The sequence below is a fragment of the Paenibacillus stellifer genome, from assembly GCF_000758685.1.
GTDB lineage: Bacteria > Bacillota > Bacilli > Paenibacillales > Paenibacillaceae > Paenibacillus_AQ > Paenibacillus_AQ stellifer.
Genome location: NZ_CP009286.1, coordinates 5511855 through 5526569, shown reverse-complemented (window position 1 = coordinate 5526569; position 14715 = coordinate 5511855). Strand labels below are relative to the sequence as shown.

The 14715-nt window shown below is 58.0% G+C and carries 14 protein-coding genes and 1 pseudogene; 11 read left to right on the top strand and 4 right to left on the bottom strand.

Going from position 1 to position 14715, the window contains the following annotated elements:
- Window positions 1–77: 77 nt before the first annotated feature.
- A complete protein-coding gene (locus PSTEL_RS25310) occupies window positions 78–1055 on the bottom strand; it encodes a glycosyl hydrolase (RefSeq protein WP_038699665.1) in 978 nt (325 codons plus the stop codon).
- A 227-nt stretch (window positions 1056–1282) separates the two neighbouring features.
- Here PSTEL_RS25310 and PSTEL_RS28655 point away from each other — a divergent pair, with 227 nt between their 5' ends.
- Window positions 1283–1600 carry a sugar phosphate isomerase/epimerase family protein gene (locus PSTEL_RS28655; RefSeq protein ID WP_245625030.1) on the top strand — a complete coding sequence of 106 codons (318 nt, stop codon included), beginning with the start codon at window positions 1283–1285 and terminating at the stop codon, window positions 1598–1600.
- Between the two features lie 24 nt (window positions 1601–1624).
- A pseudogene (locus tag PSTEL_RS28650) lies at window positions 1625–2116 on the top strand (sugar phosphate isomerase/epimerase family protein); the annotation flags it as partial.
- Window positions 2117–2206: 90 nt separating this feature from the next.
- Here the strand turns inward: PSTEL_RS28650 and PSTEL_RS25300 are convergent.
- Complete coding sequence (locus PSTEL_RS25300; RefSeq protein ID WP_038699663.1) at window positions 2207–2833, bottom strand: hypothetical protein; 627 nt, start codon at window positions 2831–2833, stop codon at window positions 2207–2209.
- Window positions 2834–2948: 115 nt separating this feature from the next.
- Between PSTEL_RS25300 and PSTEL_RS25295 the strand changes: the two genes are divergently transcribed.
- Window positions 2949–4127: an outer membrane protein assembly factor BamB family protein gene (locus PSTEL_RS25295; RefSeq protein ID WP_038699661.1), complete on the top strand. Its 1179-nt coding sequence runs from the start codon at window positions 2949–2951 to the stop codon at window positions 4125–4127.
- Window positions 4128–4233: 106 nt separating this feature from the next.
- On the opposite strand, the gene PSTEL_RS25290 is transcribed toward PSTEL_RS25295, so the two are convergent.
- Window positions 4234–5496 carry a GGDEF domain-containing protein gene (locus tag PSTEL_RS25290; protein WP_245625028.1) on the bottom strand — a complete coding sequence of 421 codons (1263 nt, stop codon included), beginning with the start codon at window positions 5494–5496 and terminating at the stop codon, window positions 4234–4236.
- Window positions 5497–5767: 271 nt separating this feature from the next.
- Here PSTEL_RS25290 and PSTEL_RS25285 point away from each other — a divergent pair, with 271 nt between their 5' ends.
- The 8 genes from PSTEL_RS25285 (at window position 5768) to PSTEL_RS28780 (ending at window position 13896) form a co-directional block, all read left to right on the top strand.
- Window positions 5768–6829: an LLM class flavin-dependent oxidoreductase gene (locus PSTEL_RS25285; protein ID WP_038699659.1), complete on the top strand. Its 1062-nt coding sequence runs from the start codon at window positions 5768–5770 to the stop codon at window positions 6827–6829.
- A 127-nt stretch (window positions 6830–6956) separates the two neighbouring features.
- Entirely contained in the window at window positions 6957–7763 is an 807-nt protein-coding gene (locus PSTEL_RS25280) for a glycosyltransferase family 8 protein (RefSeq protein WP_038699657.1), read from the top strand.
- An 83-nt stretch (window positions 7764–7846) separates the two neighbouring features.
- Window positions 7847–8359 (top strand): SRPBCC domain-containing protein, encoded by a 513-nt coding sequence (locus tag PSTEL_RS25275; protein WP_038699655.1) that lies wholly within the window; start codon window positions 7847–7849, stop codon window positions 8357–8359.
- Window positions 8360–8688: 329 nt separating this feature from the next.
- Window positions 8689–9663, top strand: a complete 975-nt coding sequence (locus PSTEL_RS25265) for an AAA family ATPase (protein ID WP_038701691.1) — start codon at window positions 8689–8691, stop codon at window positions 9661–9663.
- A 7-nt stretch (window positions 9664–9670) separates the two neighbouring features.
- Window positions 9671–10771 (top strand): DUF58 domain-containing protein, encoded by a 1101-nt coding sequence (locus PSTEL_RS25260; protein ID WP_052099035.1) that lies wholly within the window; start codon window positions 9671–9673, stop codon window positions 10769–10771.
- Complete coding sequence (locus tag PSTEL_RS25255; protein ID WP_038699651.1) at window positions 10768–12054, top strand: hypothetical protein; 1287 nt, start codon at window positions 10768–10770, stop codon at window positions 12052–12054. The genes PSTEL_RS25260 and PSTEL_RS25255 overlap by 4 nt, the downstream gene beginning before the upstream one ends.
- 136 nt (window positions 12055–12190) lie before the next feature.
- Window positions 12191–13000: a methyl-accepting chemotaxis protein gene (locus tag PSTEL_RS25250; RefSeq protein WP_038699649.1), complete on the top strand. Its 810-nt coding sequence runs from the start codon at window positions 12191–12193 to the stop codon at window positions 12998–13000.
- A gap of 74 nt (window positions 13001–13074) precedes the next feature.
- Window positions 13075–13896, top strand: coding sequence for a methyl-accepting chemotaxis protein (locus PSTEL_RS28780; protein ID WP_038699647.1), 822 nt, complete (start codon window positions 13075–13077; stop codon window positions 13894–13896).
- 167 nt (window positions 13897–14063) lie between these two features.
- Here the strand turns inward: PSTEL_RS28780 and PSTEL_RS25240 are convergent, their stop codons facing one another.
- On the bottom strand, window positions 14064–14711 hold the full coding sequence (locus PSTEL_RS25240) for a cupin domain-containing protein (protein WP_084065333.1): 648 nt from the start codon (window positions 14709–14711) through the stop codon (window positions 14064–14066).
- Window positions 14712–14715 lie beyond the last annotated feature (4 nt).

The following is a 14715-nucleotide window of genomic DNA, read 5'->3' as shown; positions in this document are numbered from 1 at the left end:
GTATACCGAACGGTACGTACGGTGGTGTGGAAGGTCGGCTACTCAATTAATGGGTAGCCTCCTATCCGATCTGCGGATTAATACAGGCTGGGCAGCTTGTCGAGCGTAACGGCATAGTCATGATGATAGGTCCGGTACAGCACCTCGTTCGTCGTCCATTCCTCCGAGGCGCCGTAAGCGTTGGACCAGGTCATATACCAAAGCCAGGGCACGCGGGTCTCCGCCAGCTGTTCGATCGACGGGATCGATCCGATTTCCGCCAGCGCGGCCGGCTTGCGGGATGGCGTAATCCGGATCAAATCATCGTATTCCTCTTTCCGGTCGGTATGCTCATGCTCCGGGGGATATAAGTCTCTGGAGATCAGATCGACGACATCATCCCCAACATAGCCCTCGGCCAGCGGTGAATTCCAGACCCAGATCAGATTGTTCAGCTTATGATGGTTGGTGTAGCGGTCATACATCAGCCGGTACAGCTGTTTTGCCGTCTCGGGCCCGTGCTGGCCCCACCAGAACCAGGTCCCTTCGGCTTCGTGGAAGGGCCGCCAGATGATCGGAATATTCCGGTCCGCGAAAGTACGAAGAAGCTCGGCTATATGGTCCATATCGGACAGAAGGGCGCTGTGCTCCGGCGTTCCGGGAATAACGGCCTGTCTGGCGTCAAAGGTCGTTTTCTCGGAGTAGAAGCTTTTGTCCCGGCCTCCAAACGGCGAGAACCAGTGCCAGGTAAAGGTAAGCAGCCCCTTTCGGTTCAGCGCCCAGTCCCACGCCTGCTCTAGCGTATTTTTGTTCTCTTCAATTTCCGTAAGGCATTCCTCGTCGGCATCCTCGTAATTGATCCCCGGCGAATAGGCGAGCAGCTCAAAGCCGCATAGAGCCGGAAGCCGGCCGGTTACCTCCTCGATATAGCGAAGCTCTTTCTGAACTGTCGTCTGCGTATGCTGGCCGGTGAGGATGCCTTTTCCCTCGAGATTGGCCAGATAGTTCAGCACGGCTCTGACTTCTGCAGAAGCCTCCGGGTTGCACGGCTCTATCGTTTGATTGTATGTTGTCATCAGTGTTCACATCCATTCAGAATGTTAGGATAATGTTATTGTAATATAACAATATTATAATAACAATTATCTATTTTGTATAGGGTCACTTTCCCGGCTGCACTTTCCCGGGCGGCATCTGCTGGCTGTATTTCAGGAGATATCATTCAAATCGTCCCCATTTGCGATAAAATTAATTAGCGAAGTACGAAGGTTGCCCGGAACAAATAGAAGGAGGAATGGGAATTATGCGGCTAGGAGGTCCAGTTAGCAGCGGGAATCATGATCCGGAAGAGTGGATCGCGGCGTTGAGACGGGAAGGCTATCGCGCGGCGGTGTGTCCGCTGGAGGAGAATGTGGAAGAAACGGCGATCCGGGAGTACCGGCTCGCCGCTGAGAGGCATGATATTCGGATAGCCGAGGTCGGCGCCTGGAGCAACCCGATCAGTCCGGATGAGGATATCTGCCGTCAGGCCTTGGCTTACTGCAAGCGCCGTCTGCATCTGGCCGACCTGATCGGCGCCCGCTGCTGTGTCAACATCTCCGGCTCGCGGAGCATGCAGTAGGATGGGCCGCATCCGGACAATTTCGGAGAGGACACCTTTGCACTGATCGTGGATACGGTCCGCGAGATCATCGACGAAGTAGAGCCTTCGGCGGCTTGCTTCACGCTGGAGACGATGCCTTGGGCGCTTCCGGATTCGGCTGACGCTTATCTTGCGTTGTTGAAGGCGATCGACCGGAAGGCGTTTGCGGTCTATTTTGATCCCGTCAACCTGATCGCAAGTCCCCGCACCTACTACCGGAACGGGGATATGATAAGGGATTTTATCGCCAAGCTCGGACCCTGGATTGTCGGCTGCCATGCGAAGGATATTGTCCTCGACAGCCGGCTGTCCGTTCACTTAAGCGAGACGGCGCCGGGACAGGGTGCGCTTGATTATGCAGTGCTGCTGCGAGAGCTGCACAGGCTGAACCGGGACATCCCGGTTATTCTGGAGCATCTGTCCGGCGAGGAGGAATATCGCCGGGCGGCGGCCTATGTCAGAAGCGTCGCTTCTGCTGAGGGAATCAAACTCTAAAACCGGCAACCAGACGTGTGACTGCTGGCGGGGAGTTTATCGTTCCCTGCCGGGGAACGGATAAGATGGCTGGTAACATAAAGCCCGGCCTTAAGCGGTCTTAGGCTGCGTCCATTTCTCCACAACCGGCACCAGCACCCAGATGGCGGCGCCGGCGATGACGGCAGCGATCGCGGAGCCGCCTGCATGCAGAAGCAGCAGCGGAATCCAGAGCAGGCTCAGGAAGAAATGCGTCTTGCGCACCCAGGGGCTTCGCACGCGCCGGATCAGGAAGCCGTAGCAGGCGATAGCCAACAGGACAAGGAACGCCGCAAGCCCGGTATAGACATTGTGGTCGCCGAACTTGGTAATAAGATAATAGCCGCCGTGAACGGCGATCAGCGCCAGAGCGGTCCAGCCGGTGAACTTGTGCACCTTATAGAGCAGCTTGCCCAACTGCTTGACCGGCAAGGAAGGCGACTTCAGCTTCTTCTTGAATCGGAGCCAGGCGAAGCTGGCTGCTCCGCAGATCACCGCCAGCGTTCCCGCCAGCTTAAAGGGCTCCCACCCCTCTTCACGTTCTCCGCGGGGCGGCAGACCCGCTGCTGCTGCGGGAGGACGCGGATGGTCTCCGCCGGCTCCAATATAGAAGGAATAGGCGATTAGCAGAAGGCTGACGACGGCGATGAAGGCTGCGGGAATCCAGACGGTCTTGCCTGCGGGCTTGTTCTTGTGCATGGTTGATTAATCCCCTTTCACGGAATTTTTTCATAGCTTATCACGAGTTGTTTAAGTTTTAATTAAAGCGGAATGTTTACATAAGTCAGAAGAAGAGAGAACGAGGGGAAATATCATGAGAAGAAGATTCATAACGGCGATACTATTTACTTCGCTGCTTGCTGCGGCGGTGCCGGGCTACGCTTCGGCCGGCAAGACCGTCACCACGCTGCCAAGCCCGACTTGGACCGTATCGGCCACCGGCGAGCTTGGCAGCGTGGAAGGGAAGCCTGTGGAGGCCGCCAAGCTGGGCTTGGTCTATCTCCATACGAAGGAAGAGCATGCGACGCAGACCAAGGTATGGCTGGTAGAGACGCTGAAGGCTTTTGACGCCGCTACCGGCAAGCTGAAATGGTCGGCCAATTTCGCCGATCCAGGCACATTTATGGAACGGGAAGCCCGCCCCTATCTGGTGTCGCCGGATGGGACCGTCTACGTGACTTTCACCGATGATGTGCTTGGGGGAGGCACCCAGATTTATGCGGTCGGTCCCGACGGCAAGCGGAAATGGAAGCTGACTCTGTCTGCCGCCAGCGGCAGCCTGTACCGTTTGTCGAACGGCAATCTCGTATTCGCCTCCGAGGGCAAGCTGGACGATAACGGCAATTACACCGGCGCTTCGCTTACCCTGATTCATAAGGATGGCTACAAGCTGCGGAACGTATCGTATAAGGGGACTGCGATGGCCCAAGGTCCGCGCGTGCTCATCCAGACGAACTACGGCGGAGGCAAGGGTTCGCACATAGAAGCGCTGGATACGTCGCTGAAGCGGGTATTTGTCTACCAGCTTCCTGCCGGTTCTTATGCGGAAGTCGGTTATGACGCCGTGCTGTCGGACGGCACGGCCCTGATCCGCACCAACCTGCCAAAGACCGGCAACCGCCTGCTTGGCTTCAGCCCCGGCGGCAAGCTGCTCTGGGGACGGGATATCGCGGGCAACGCAACCGTATCATCCCTCGGAGATGTCTACGGCGTCTTCGGAAACGGCAAGCTGGCGGTCTATAACACCAAAGGTCTTGTGAAGTCGGCCGCCTTCCAGGACAAGTCGGAGTTCTTCATCTCGCTGTCTCTGCTGCAGGATGACCGGATCGGGCTCAGCTTTGATGGCGCCGCCTTCCATGCGCTGGACGCGAAGACGCTCACGCCGGAGTATACGGTCAGACTCGGTGAAGACGACCAGTTCGATTTCACCTACACCGGCAGCGGCACCGGGTATGTGACGAAAGATGGCAAGCTGTCCAGAATCGACCTCTAAGATGCGGCCGCCTATAGATTAGAATTCGGTTGCATAACGAATACAAAGGCCCCGGCCCGCCAGCTCCGTATCGAGAGCTGCGGGCCGGGGTTTTCTGTGCGGCCGGTCAGGAGGGCTCTTCGATGAACGCATTCTGCGAGGATACCCGGTTGCGGCCGAGCCGTTTGGATTTCAGCAGGAGATGGTCGGCTTGAACATACCCTTTTTCCATCAGATCCGGCTTTCCGACAGGGAAGTAATACAGCCCCGCCGATGCCGTATATCCGACCCGGATGCTCCGATCTCCGTATTCCACATCGACCAGCGTATTCTCCAGGCTGCCCAGCGTAATTTCAGCCCAGTCCATGCATTGGCCGTAGGTGCGGTTCCGCAGAATGACGGTGAACTCCTCGCCGCCGCTGCGGAAGAGGAAATCCTGCGGGCCGAGGCGGGAGAAGAGGGTATTCGCGAAATGCCGGATGATCCCGTCGCCGACTGTATGGTTGTAGCTGTCGTTGATTTTTTTGAAATTGTCGATGTCCATCACCACAAGCCCGATAATTTCGTCCGAGCGGTCGAGCTCATCCATCTTCTGGTCCATGAAGGCCCGGTTATATGCGCCGGTGAGAAAGTCGCGGTAAGCCATCTGCTCGAACTTATCCCGCTCATGCTTGTCCTGAATGCTCTGCGATTTGGAGTAAAAGGACAGACTGACGACATAATTGAGCAGGAACAGGGAGAGCAGCATGCCCCACTGTCTCTCCATCAGGCAGAATAACAGCATCGTGTTGGTGATCGCGACCTTTCCGATATCGAGCAGATTGCCGTATTTCAGCATGTTCTTGGCATTGCGGATCATATCTTCTTCGCCCGAAAGCGAAAAGGTGATGATGAGATTGATATTGGCCAGGAGGGTCGCCAGCACGGTCAGCAACGGCATGAGCAGCCAATAGCCGAAGGCATAGGGCTCGAGAAACGGGTACAGCCAGTGGAACAGGAAATAACAGATGGAGCCGTTCAGGGCGTAGGAGCCGATGTTGTAGAGCATGTCGAGCCCTTCGTGGGGATCTGCTTTTTTGGTTCTTTTTTTATACAGATATATAGTTAAAGCGTACAGGAATTCGAAAATAAACACGCCCAGCGGACCGGTAAACACACCGAAGGACCAGGTGTAGCTGATTCCGTATTCGATGGCTGTCGTGCCGCTCCGGGTAATGATCTTGAACCGGTAGTAGACGGTCGAGAACAGCCAGAACATCAGCAAGGCAATGAGATAAGAAGAGACTGGCACAGTCAAGGGAGCGGAATAGATGGCGATGAACAGACTGGAGAAAAACAGAAAAAAGTCAAAAAACCTTGCTTTCAGCTTCACGTTCGTTATTCCTTTCAAAGGAGAGCCTTCAAACGTTAAGAATCGAATGATGCAAAATGCCGGGAAAAGCGCCCTATCATTCTGTGAATCATTCTGTGAATTATATCATACACCGCTTTATCATGACAGAGAAGGAAAGGGGCTTCCGACCACGGGAAAGAAAAATCTGCGTCTGCAAGGGGTTCCTTGATAAATGTCTCGCGAAAGCACAAAATAAGGATATTACAATTTTACGCATTTATCGGCAGTGACTCACGCAGCCAATGAATGGCGCAAGGGGGACGAGCAGGTGGAGATTGGCCTGAGCACGTTTGTAGAGACTACGCCCGATGTGGTGACCGGCGAGACGGTCAGCCATGCACAGCGGATCAGGGAGGTGGTGGAGGAGATTGTTCTGGCCGACCAAGTAGGCCTGGACGTATTTGGGGTCGGCGAGCATCATCGCCGGGATTATGCAGCATCTTCTCCTGCGGTGGTGCTCGCTGCGGCGGCTTCTCAGACGAAGCACATCCGGCTGACGAGCGCTGTAACGGTGCTGTCGTCGGCTGATCCGGTACGCGTCTTCCAGGATTTCGCGACACTGGACGCCATTTCAGAGGGCCGGGCAGAGATTATGGCTGGCCGGGGCTCCTTCATCGAATCGTTCCCGCTGTTCGGTTATGATCTGGAAGATTACGACGAGCTGTTCGACGAGAAGCTTGAGCTTCTGCTAAAAATCCGGGAATCGGAGAAGGTGACCTGGAAGGGCGGACACCGGTCGGCGATTCAGAACCTCGGCGTCTATCCCCGTCCGGTACAGAACCCGCTGCCGGTGTGGATCGGCAGCGGAGGCAATGCCGAGTCGGCGGTCCGCTCCGGACTGCTGGGCCTGCCGCTTGTGCTGGCGATTATCGGCGGCCGTCCCGAGCAGTTCGCGCCGATCGTGCAGCTCTACCGAAGAGCGGCGGCGCAGGCCGGCCATGACGTGTCCAAGCTATTCGTCGGCTCCCACTCGCACGGCTTCATTGCCCGCACCGACGAGGAGGCGGCGGAGAAGTTCTTCCCGTCTACCCAGGCGGCGATGAACGTACTGGGGCGGGAGCGGGGCTGGAGCCATTACGACCGTTCCAGCTTCGACGCCGCCCGCAGCTTCGAGGGCGCGCTGTATGTAGGCGACCCGGAGACGGTCGCGAAGAAGATCGTCCATCTGCGCAAGAAGGTCGGCGTCACGCGCTTCATGCTGCATGTGCCGGTCGGCTCGATGCCGCATGACGAAGTGCTGGGCGCCATCGAGCTGCTGGGGCGGGAGGTCGCGCCCCGTGTGCGGGAAGAGGTCGCCCGCTGGGAGGACTCGGGATCGCCGGGAGCCTGATGTCCTGTCCGGCGGTGTCGGTTCCCCGAACGAGGTGTTCCCTCTGCTGCCCGGCCCTTGCCTTGCCGCAGGCTTCTTACTATTATAGGAGGTAAGAAGGAAGACGCTTACAGAATCGGGGAGCGCTATGAATGTTCTGGTTACCTTGAACTCGAACTACATCAAGCCGCTGAAGGTTATGCTGAAGTCGCTGTTTCTTACCCATCCGGGGGAGCATTTTACCGTGTACGTCATGCACTCCGGCCTGACGGCGGCGGAGCTGGATGATTTGAAGAGGTACACGGAGCTGGACGGACAGGACCTTGCCGTTATCACGGTGCGAGAGGATATGTTCGGCGACGCGCCTGTCGTGAAGCATTACTCGAAGGAAATGTATTACCGCATTCTCGCTTATCAATTCCTGCCGGCTGATATGGACCGGATTCTGTATCTCGATCCCGATTTGATCGTCATTAACGATCTGCGGGAGATGTATGATCTGGACATCTCGGACCGGCTGTACGCAGCGGCTTACCACGACCGGCTCTCGGTCAAGGAAATCAACAAGCTGCGCCTGAAAGCCTACGATCTGGAGGCGTATTACAACTCCGGGGTTCTGCTGATGAACCTTGACCTCCAGCGCAGAAAGATCAGGGAACAGGAGATCTTCTCGTTCGTGGAGGAGAACCGGAAGCGCCTCATTTTGCCTGACCAGGATATTCTGAACGCGCTGTACTCCAAGTCAATCCGGCCGCTGGATGAAATCCGCTACAACTACGACGCCAGGTATTATTTGTACTACAAGCTGGTCAGCAACGGAGCAGTGGACATGGATTATGTCATCCGCCACACGTCGATCATTCATTTTTGCGGCAAAAGAAAGCCGTGGACCAAGGGATATTCCGGCCCTTTCCACTCCTTGTACAAACATTACGAGGTGATCGCGCTGCCCTAAGCGGAGACGGCCGCTCCGCATGACTCGGCAGGATTTAAGGCAGTCGCAAGGCAGTCGCAAGGAAGAATAGACTCCGGGGAGGAATAACAATGAACGAGATGACGGTTAGAGTGAACGGCGCGGAGCTGATTCTGGAGCGCGTCTTCGATGCCAAGAGGGAACTGGTGTTCAAGGCGTTCACTGAAGCGGAGCATTTGAAGCATTGGTGGGGACCGAGAGGCTGGGAGCTGCCGGTCTGCAAGGTCGACTTCCGCCCGGGAGGGACCTGGCATTACTGCATGAAGTGCGTCGATGAGAAGCAGGGCGATTTCTTCGGCATGGAATCCTGGGGCAAGGCGGTCTACGGCGATATTCAGGAACCCGAGCGCTTTATCTATACGGATTATTTCTCCGATGCCGAGGGAGGCATACAGGAGGGGCTGCCGCCTTCGGAGATTGAAATCCTCTTCGAGGAGCAGGGCGGCCTGACCAAGGTGATCAGCCGGTCGCGGTTCGGCTCGGAGGAGGAGCTCCGGACCGTCATGGAGATGGGGATGGAGCAGGGCATCCGGGAGACCTGGGACCGGCTTGCGGAGCATCTGGCGGCTATCTCATAAGCAGGCAGGCAGGAGCCTGCAACCGGACCGCAGGCGGACAAGCCCGGCGGATAACAGGAAGGCGGGCGCTCAATGTGGGCGGCCGCCTTCCTGCGTTCATACGCGCGGTATTGGAGCATTCAAATGCCCGCATTCCGTCCGCCGCTTCTGGTCCGCCTATTCCGGTCCGCCTATTTCCCGGCCGGATATCGGCGGCAGGAAGGAAATGGGACCATGCAGGGGGAATTAATATCTATAACTTGGTGCTCAGCGGGTCTTCCCGTAACATGGAATAACGCTGAAATGATAGCGCTTTAGAGCCGCATGAAATGAACGTGACAGTAAAACTCATGGGATGGAGGCATGGAATTGTGGAACAGGTTCGCGCGCTTGCGCAGTCGTTAAGGGACAATATTGGGCGGGTCATTGTTGGCAAAGGAGAGGAGGTAGATCTGCTGCTCACGGCGCTCCTCGCCGGGGGGCATGTGCTGCTGGAGGATGTGCCGGGAACAGGAAAGACGCTGCTGGCCAAGAGCCTCGCCGCTTCCCTCGACCTCAGCTTTCAGCGGATTCAGTTCACGCCGGATTTGCTTCCATCGGATTTGACCGGCATTCACTTCTATAATCAGAAGGATGGGGAGTTTCACTTTCGCCCCGGTCCCCTGTTCGCTCAGGTTATTCTCGCGGACGAAATCAACCGGGCGACGCCGCGTACCCAGGCGAGCCTGCTGGAGTGCATGGAGGAGCGCCAGATCAGCGTGGATGGGAAGACGCTTAAGCTGGAGCGGCCTTTCATGGTGATGGCGACCCAGAATCCGGTCGATAATCAGGGCACTTTCCCGCTTCCCGACGCGCAAATGGACCGATTCATGATCCGGATGAAGCTGGGGTATCCTTCCAGCCGGGAAGGGGTGGAGATTTTGAAGCGCACGGCCGGAACCGGCGGAGCGACGGATATCGGCCGCACTGCGGGCGCGGCGGATGTGCTGGCGGCGCAGCGGCTGTGTGAGGATGTCGCGATCGGGGACGATCTGCTGGCCTATATCGTCTCGCTGGCGGAGGCGACCCGCAATCATCCCGAGGTGCTGCTCGGTGTCAGTCCGCGCGGCACGCAGGTGCTGCTGCGCGCCTGCCGGGCTTACGCGGCTCTGCAGGGCAGAAGCTATGTGCTGCCTGATGACATCAAGACGCTGCTGCTTCCCGTCTGCGCTCACCGGCTGGTTACCCGCAAGCGGTACAGCGCGGACGACACCGCAGGGCGGATTCTCCAGGAGCTGCTGGAGCAGATTTCCGTTCCGAGCGAAGAGGGACTGGAAGGAGCGTGACCTGAGAGTGGGACTGATCTGGCTGCTGATCTCCTGCGCTGCCGTCACGTGGCTTCAGGGCGTGCTGCTGGGCAGACGGGCGCTCGCCAACCTTACATACAGCCGGCAGCTCAGCGCCGGGACCTGCCATGCGGGCGACCGCATTGAAATGGTGGAGACGATTGCCAACCGCAAGAGGGTGCCCGTACCCTGGCTCCGGCTAGAAGCCATGCTGCCTTCCTCCCTGATGTTCACCCGCAGCAAGGAAACGTCCATCAGCAGAGGGAGCATTTATCAGAATCATACCAGCCTGTTCACGCTGCCGCCAAGAACCCGCATCACCCGCACCTACCAGGTGGGCTGTAGCGGACGGGGCGTCTTCTCCATGGAGTCGGTTACGATGACGGGAAGCGATCTGTTCGGGATCTATATGCCCAGCCGGACGATTACACTCGGCGAACGACTGGTGGTTTACCCGCAGCTGCTGCAAGAAAGCGAGCTTCCGGCCTCATGGAGAACGTGGCAGGGCGAACTCGCGGTCCAAAGATGGGTCGTGGACGACCCGTTCCTCCTTACCGGCGTCCGGGAATATGCACCGGGTGATCCGATGAACCGGATTCACTGGAAGGCAAGCGCCCGCACCGGGAAGCTCCAGGTGCACCGTACCGGATACTCCGCCGATCCGAGGGCGATGATCTGCCTCAACATTGAGGAGTCGGAATCGATGTGGAGCGTGGTCACAGAGCCGGACCGGATCGAAGCGGCTCTCTCCTGCGCGGCGACCGCCGCCGCTTCGCTCATCCGGCAGGGAATGGCTGCGGGCTTCGGCCATAATGCCTACAGCGTGGCTGCCGGCGAGGAGGACAGCCGCGTGGAACCCGCATACGGCATGCAGCATTTGGCAGCTCTGCTCGAGAACATGGCGGCTGTCGAGCTGAAGGCCCGCATGCCGTTTCACGAGTTTCTGGCGCTGGAAGCAGAGCGGGAGACGAATGAGTCCTGGGACTATCTGCTGGTCACGGCTCATATCTCGGACCGGATCGCGGAGGCGATCGTCCGGCTGGAAGCGATAGGCCACCGTGTGACGGTCGACCGGGAAGTTTTACGGAAGGAGGGTCCGCGTTCATGAACCGCTTCATGCAAGCTCTGGGGTTATCCGGAAACTCCGGCCGAGGCAAGGCGGAGCTGGGGCGGATGGCAGGAGCATCGCTGCAGGAGACGGCGGCGCTCTATCCGTTCGCGCTGCTTGCGGCCGTGTATGTGCTGGGCACATCGCCGCTTGGCCTGCTGCTCCTTGCCGGCGGCTTCCACTATGCCGGCACGCTTGCCGGAGACAGGCAGTCGCGGGCGGGCGGCTCCCGGCTGCTTCTGCCGGCATTAACGGCCGCCGCAATGGCCGCCGGCATTCTGGCTTTCGGCCTGCGCCCTGCCGGAGCGGCCGGTGCAGCCGCGCTGCTGGCCGCCGCAGTGCGGGGGCTGATCACCGGACGAAAGCGGCTGTGGACAGGTGTGCAGATACCGCTGCCGCTGTGGGGCATCGCCCTCTCCGTGATCTTGTACGTCTATATTGCAGGCTCGAATCCGCCTGCGCTGACTCCGCACCGTACCGAGTTGTACGTGCTGTGCATGACGAACCTGTTCGTGCTGCTGCTGCGCTGGAATACCGACCAGGTAAGGTCTGCTTCGCCGTCGTACGAAGTCGACGGGCAGACCGCTTCCCGCATTGCGGCCGTCAACCGCCGCCTGACCTGGCTTACGCTCATCCCGATCGTCCTGATCGGCGCTTGGCAGGGCTTCGGCCCGCTGCTCCTCCGGCTGGCCCGCTGGCTGATTTCGCTGCTGCAATCCAGCAGCATTCCGGCGGAGCCTCCGAAGCAGGAGGAGTCTCTGGCCGCCGCCGAGCTCAGGCATATGGCCAAGGAGGAGATCGGAGGGACTCCGCTGTGGCTGACCATCCTCGGTTATACGCTGCTGGCGCTGCTGAGTGCAGTGATCGCTGCAGGAGTAGCCGTACTGCTCTACAAACTTCTGTCCAAATGGCTGCCGGAGCGCTTGCGTCTGTGGGTCCGGGGTCTGCTTCAGCGGTTTCGCAGACTCCGGGCGATCCGTCGTGCTCCGGGTGAGCAGGCCGAGTATTTGGACGAAGTCGAGCGGATCGAGGGCGTCCCGCCCAAGCGGTGGCGGCGGCGGCGCCCGGACGGCAAACGCCAGTACGCGGGAGACGATCCCCGTCAAGCTTATCGGCAGCTGATCGCCCGGGCGATGAAGCGCGGGTTCGTCTTCCGCACAAGCCGGACACCATCCGAGAATGGGACCGAACTGGAGACGGGAGGCCGTTATACCGATTATTCGCCGGAGGAGGTGCGGCAGCTGATCGCCCGCTATAATGAGGATCGCTACGGCCGGCGATAGTGCAGCATGCTTGGTTTTGCGAATTTTCGCATAAATTTACGATTAACTGGATACGACTCGCCCCGGTAGATTTATAATGATCCTTAAGCATCATTGTGAGGACCATTATTCTACGGACAGGGCAGGTTGATTTCAGATGAATAAGATAGAACAGCTGCGGGGTTTGATTGACATTATTCAAAGCACACATGCCGAGGATGCGGCCGTAGTCCTGGCGGATACGGAGAGAGTGGTGGCTTATTTGCCAGGCAAAACCATCGATCTGAAGGTGCCGATCGGGGCGGGGATCGAGAACTTTAAGGGAACGGTATCCTACGCCGCGCTGGAGACGGAGCAGGTGCAGCGCGAAGAGCGCGGTCCCGAAGCCTTCGGCGTGCCCTACATTTCTTCGGCAGTGCCTGTTATAGAGGATGGCCGGGTTACCGGGGTAATCGCCTCGATGGTTTCCAACCGCCGGAACATCCGGCTTCAGGAGGGGGCGCAGGAGCTGTCCTCGCTGGTGCAGGAAATGACCGCGACCACGGAGGAGGTAACCCGGTCCGGACATGGAGCGGCGGCAAGGCTGGACGAACTGGCTGAGCAGTCGAAATCCATGCTGCAGCAGATTGAGAACAGCTTTCAGATTCTGACCTCGGTCAAACGGATTGCCGATCAGTCCCATCTGCTGGGCCTCAATGCCGCTATCGAATCGGCGAGAGCCGGAGAGTATGGCCGGGGATTTGAAGTGGTGGCGAAGGAGATCCGCAAGCTGGGAGCAAACAGTGTAGATCTGGTTGAGCATATTCAGGAGCAGTTGGAAGACATGAAGCAGTCGATCGTCCAGATGAACGATTCCGTTCAGGAAGTTCGCGAGTATGCGCGGTACCAGGCGCAATCCATGGAGGAGCTTGGCCGGGCCTACGGACATATTGCGGGTACGGCGCAGGAGCTGTCTGAACTTTCCTAAATATCTTCTATTCAGTATTCTCTTTAAAATGTCGATAATGACTACAATCAGACAATCATTTTAAGGAGATGCATATGGATACCCTCACTGCTTTGATTCTGGCAGCACCCTATTTCAAGCAAATTCATGCACAGGATATTATGGTTGGGATTACGGACAAGGATATTTTTCATTACTACGCCCCCAGCGAGAAGTTGAACTTCGGCCTTGTTAAAGGCAGCCCGGTACCGAAGGAGGACCCTACGCTGATGAGTGCGCTGGCCGGACAAGTGACAGTCAACCGCCTGCCCAAGGATATTTACGGCAGTGTAGTCATTTCAACGGCAGTGCCCATTTACGGGGGAGATCAGGACATTATCGGCGCGTTCGCGATAGCCTATACACTGGATAATGAAGAGAAGATGGAGAATCTGACCACCCAGATCAGCGGAATCAGCGGCCAACTGGTCGACATGGTACAGACCGTAGCGGCGCAGGCGGAGGAACTGTCGGCTACCACCTCGCAAATTCTGGACAACTCCCGCCAAGCGGTAGCGGAATCGCAGCAGGTCAACAAGGTCGCCGGCATGATCCGGGAAATTTCCGAGCAGACCAATCTCCTCGGCCTGAACGCGGCGATTGAGGCCGCGCGCGTCGGAGAGCTCGGCGCGGGCTTCGGCGTTGTGGCGTCGGAAGTGCGGAAGCTGTCTGTTCATACGAAGGATGCGACGCGGGAAATTGAGCAGGCGCTCGGCAGCGTGCGCAGTTCCATCAAGCAGATGGAGATGGAGATCGAATCAATCGCCGCTTCCTCCACGGCTCAGGCCGAGCTGGTTACCCAGTTCAGCGAAGTGATCGAACAGTTAAACCACACAAGCAAGGAAATGGCGGATTTTATTCAGACGGTGGCGGGTTAATCCGTCAGGAATCTTGTTGATGATCTGTGAGAGAAGGCCGTGCCTTATGGGGGCAGGCCTTTTTCTGTTTGATCAGTTGCTGAAGGGACGTTCTTGGACGATCAAAATCAAAGGGAAAGGCAGCCTGCTGTGCAGGGCCTTTCCCTTTTTGCGCCTGGGAGATTAGATTAGGAGGGGAATGGGCAGGCATGCAAGTGCATGATGTTCTGGGGCGAGCCGGAGGCGGCCCCCTTTTTTCCGCTGCCCGGCTGCTTCAACTGTGCCGCTCCGCCGCCTCCTTGTGTACCCGTGACGAGACGGCCGGAGGGCGGCCCCAGAATTTCCGATTCCCGGATCGGAGCTACAGCCTGGGTATAGAGTCCGGGGTCGACGCCGTAAGCCTGGCTCATAACCTTGGGCGGGATGGCTTTCAGGAAATCCGAGCCATAGACGATATCGGGAGTGGGAACATCGAACACGGTGAGAAAATGCGCCTCCTCGGATAAGGCGACGATCCAGTGGAACCACCCTCTGGGGAACAGGCACACCTGGCCCGGGCACAGTCTGTAGGCAAGCAGCCGCTGGGCGAAAGGATCGAATACCGAAGTCATCAGCTCGCCGCCGATGACAAAGACCATCTCCGAGGCATTGGGATGCCAGTGCGGCTGAACCGTCATTCCTCTGGACATGTGGACATTGAAAAAGCCTGTCCGGATGCCCGGGAGCTGGGCCCCGAACAGTTGGGTCAAGTAATTCCGGTCGTCGCGTTTGTACTGGATATACGTATTGGAGTCACCCGCCAGCGCGGCCGCAGGCGGAGCGGGCATTACGTTCATTATT

What these genes read in the sequence shown, in the direction of transcription:
- PSTEL_RS25310 (WP_038699665.1), bottom strand. Translation starts at nt 1,055, where the DNA reads ATGACAACATACAATCAAACGATAGAGCCGTGCAACCCGGAGGCTTCT.
- PSTEL_RS28655 (WP_245625030.1), top strand. Translation starts at nt 1,283, where the DNA reads ATGCGGCTAGGAGGTCCAGTTAGCAGCGGGAATCATGATCCGGAAGAG.
- PSTEL_RS25300 (WP_038699663.1), bottom strand. Translation starts at nt 2,833, where the DNA reads ATGCACAAGAACAAGCCCGCAGGCAAGACCGTCTGGATTCCCGCAGCC.
- PSTEL_RS25295 (WP_038699661.1), top strand. Translation starts at nt 2,949, where the DNA reads ATGAGAAGAAGATTCATAACGGCGATACTATTTACTTCGCTGCTTGCT.
- PSTEL_RS25280 (WP_038699657.1), top strand. Translation starts at nt 6,957, where the DNA reads ATGAATGTTCTGGTTACCTTGAACTCGAACTACATCAAGCCGCTGAAG.
- PSTEL_RS25265 (WP_038701691.1), top strand. Translation starts at nt 8,689, where the DNA reads ATGGGATGGAGGCATGGAATTGTGGAACAGGTTCGCGCGCTTGCGCAG.
- PSTEL_RS25255 (WP_038699651.1), top strand. Translation starts at nt 10,768, where the DNA reads ATGAACCGCTTCATGCAAGCTCTGGGGTTATCCGGAAACTCCGGCCGA.
- PSTEL_RS25250 (WP_038699649.1), top strand. Translation starts at nt 12,191, where the DNA reads ATGAATAAGATAGAACAGCTGCGGGGTTTGATTGACATTATTCAAAGC.
- PSTEL_RS28780 (WP_038699647.1), top strand. Translation starts at nt 13,075, where the DNA reads ATGGATACCCTCACTGCTTTGATTCTGGCAGCACCCTATTTCAAGCAA.
- PSTEL_RS25240 (WP_084065333.1), bottom strand. Translation starts at nt 14,711, where the DNA reads ATGAACGTAATGCCCGCTCCGCCTGCGGCCGCGCTGGCGGGTGACTCC.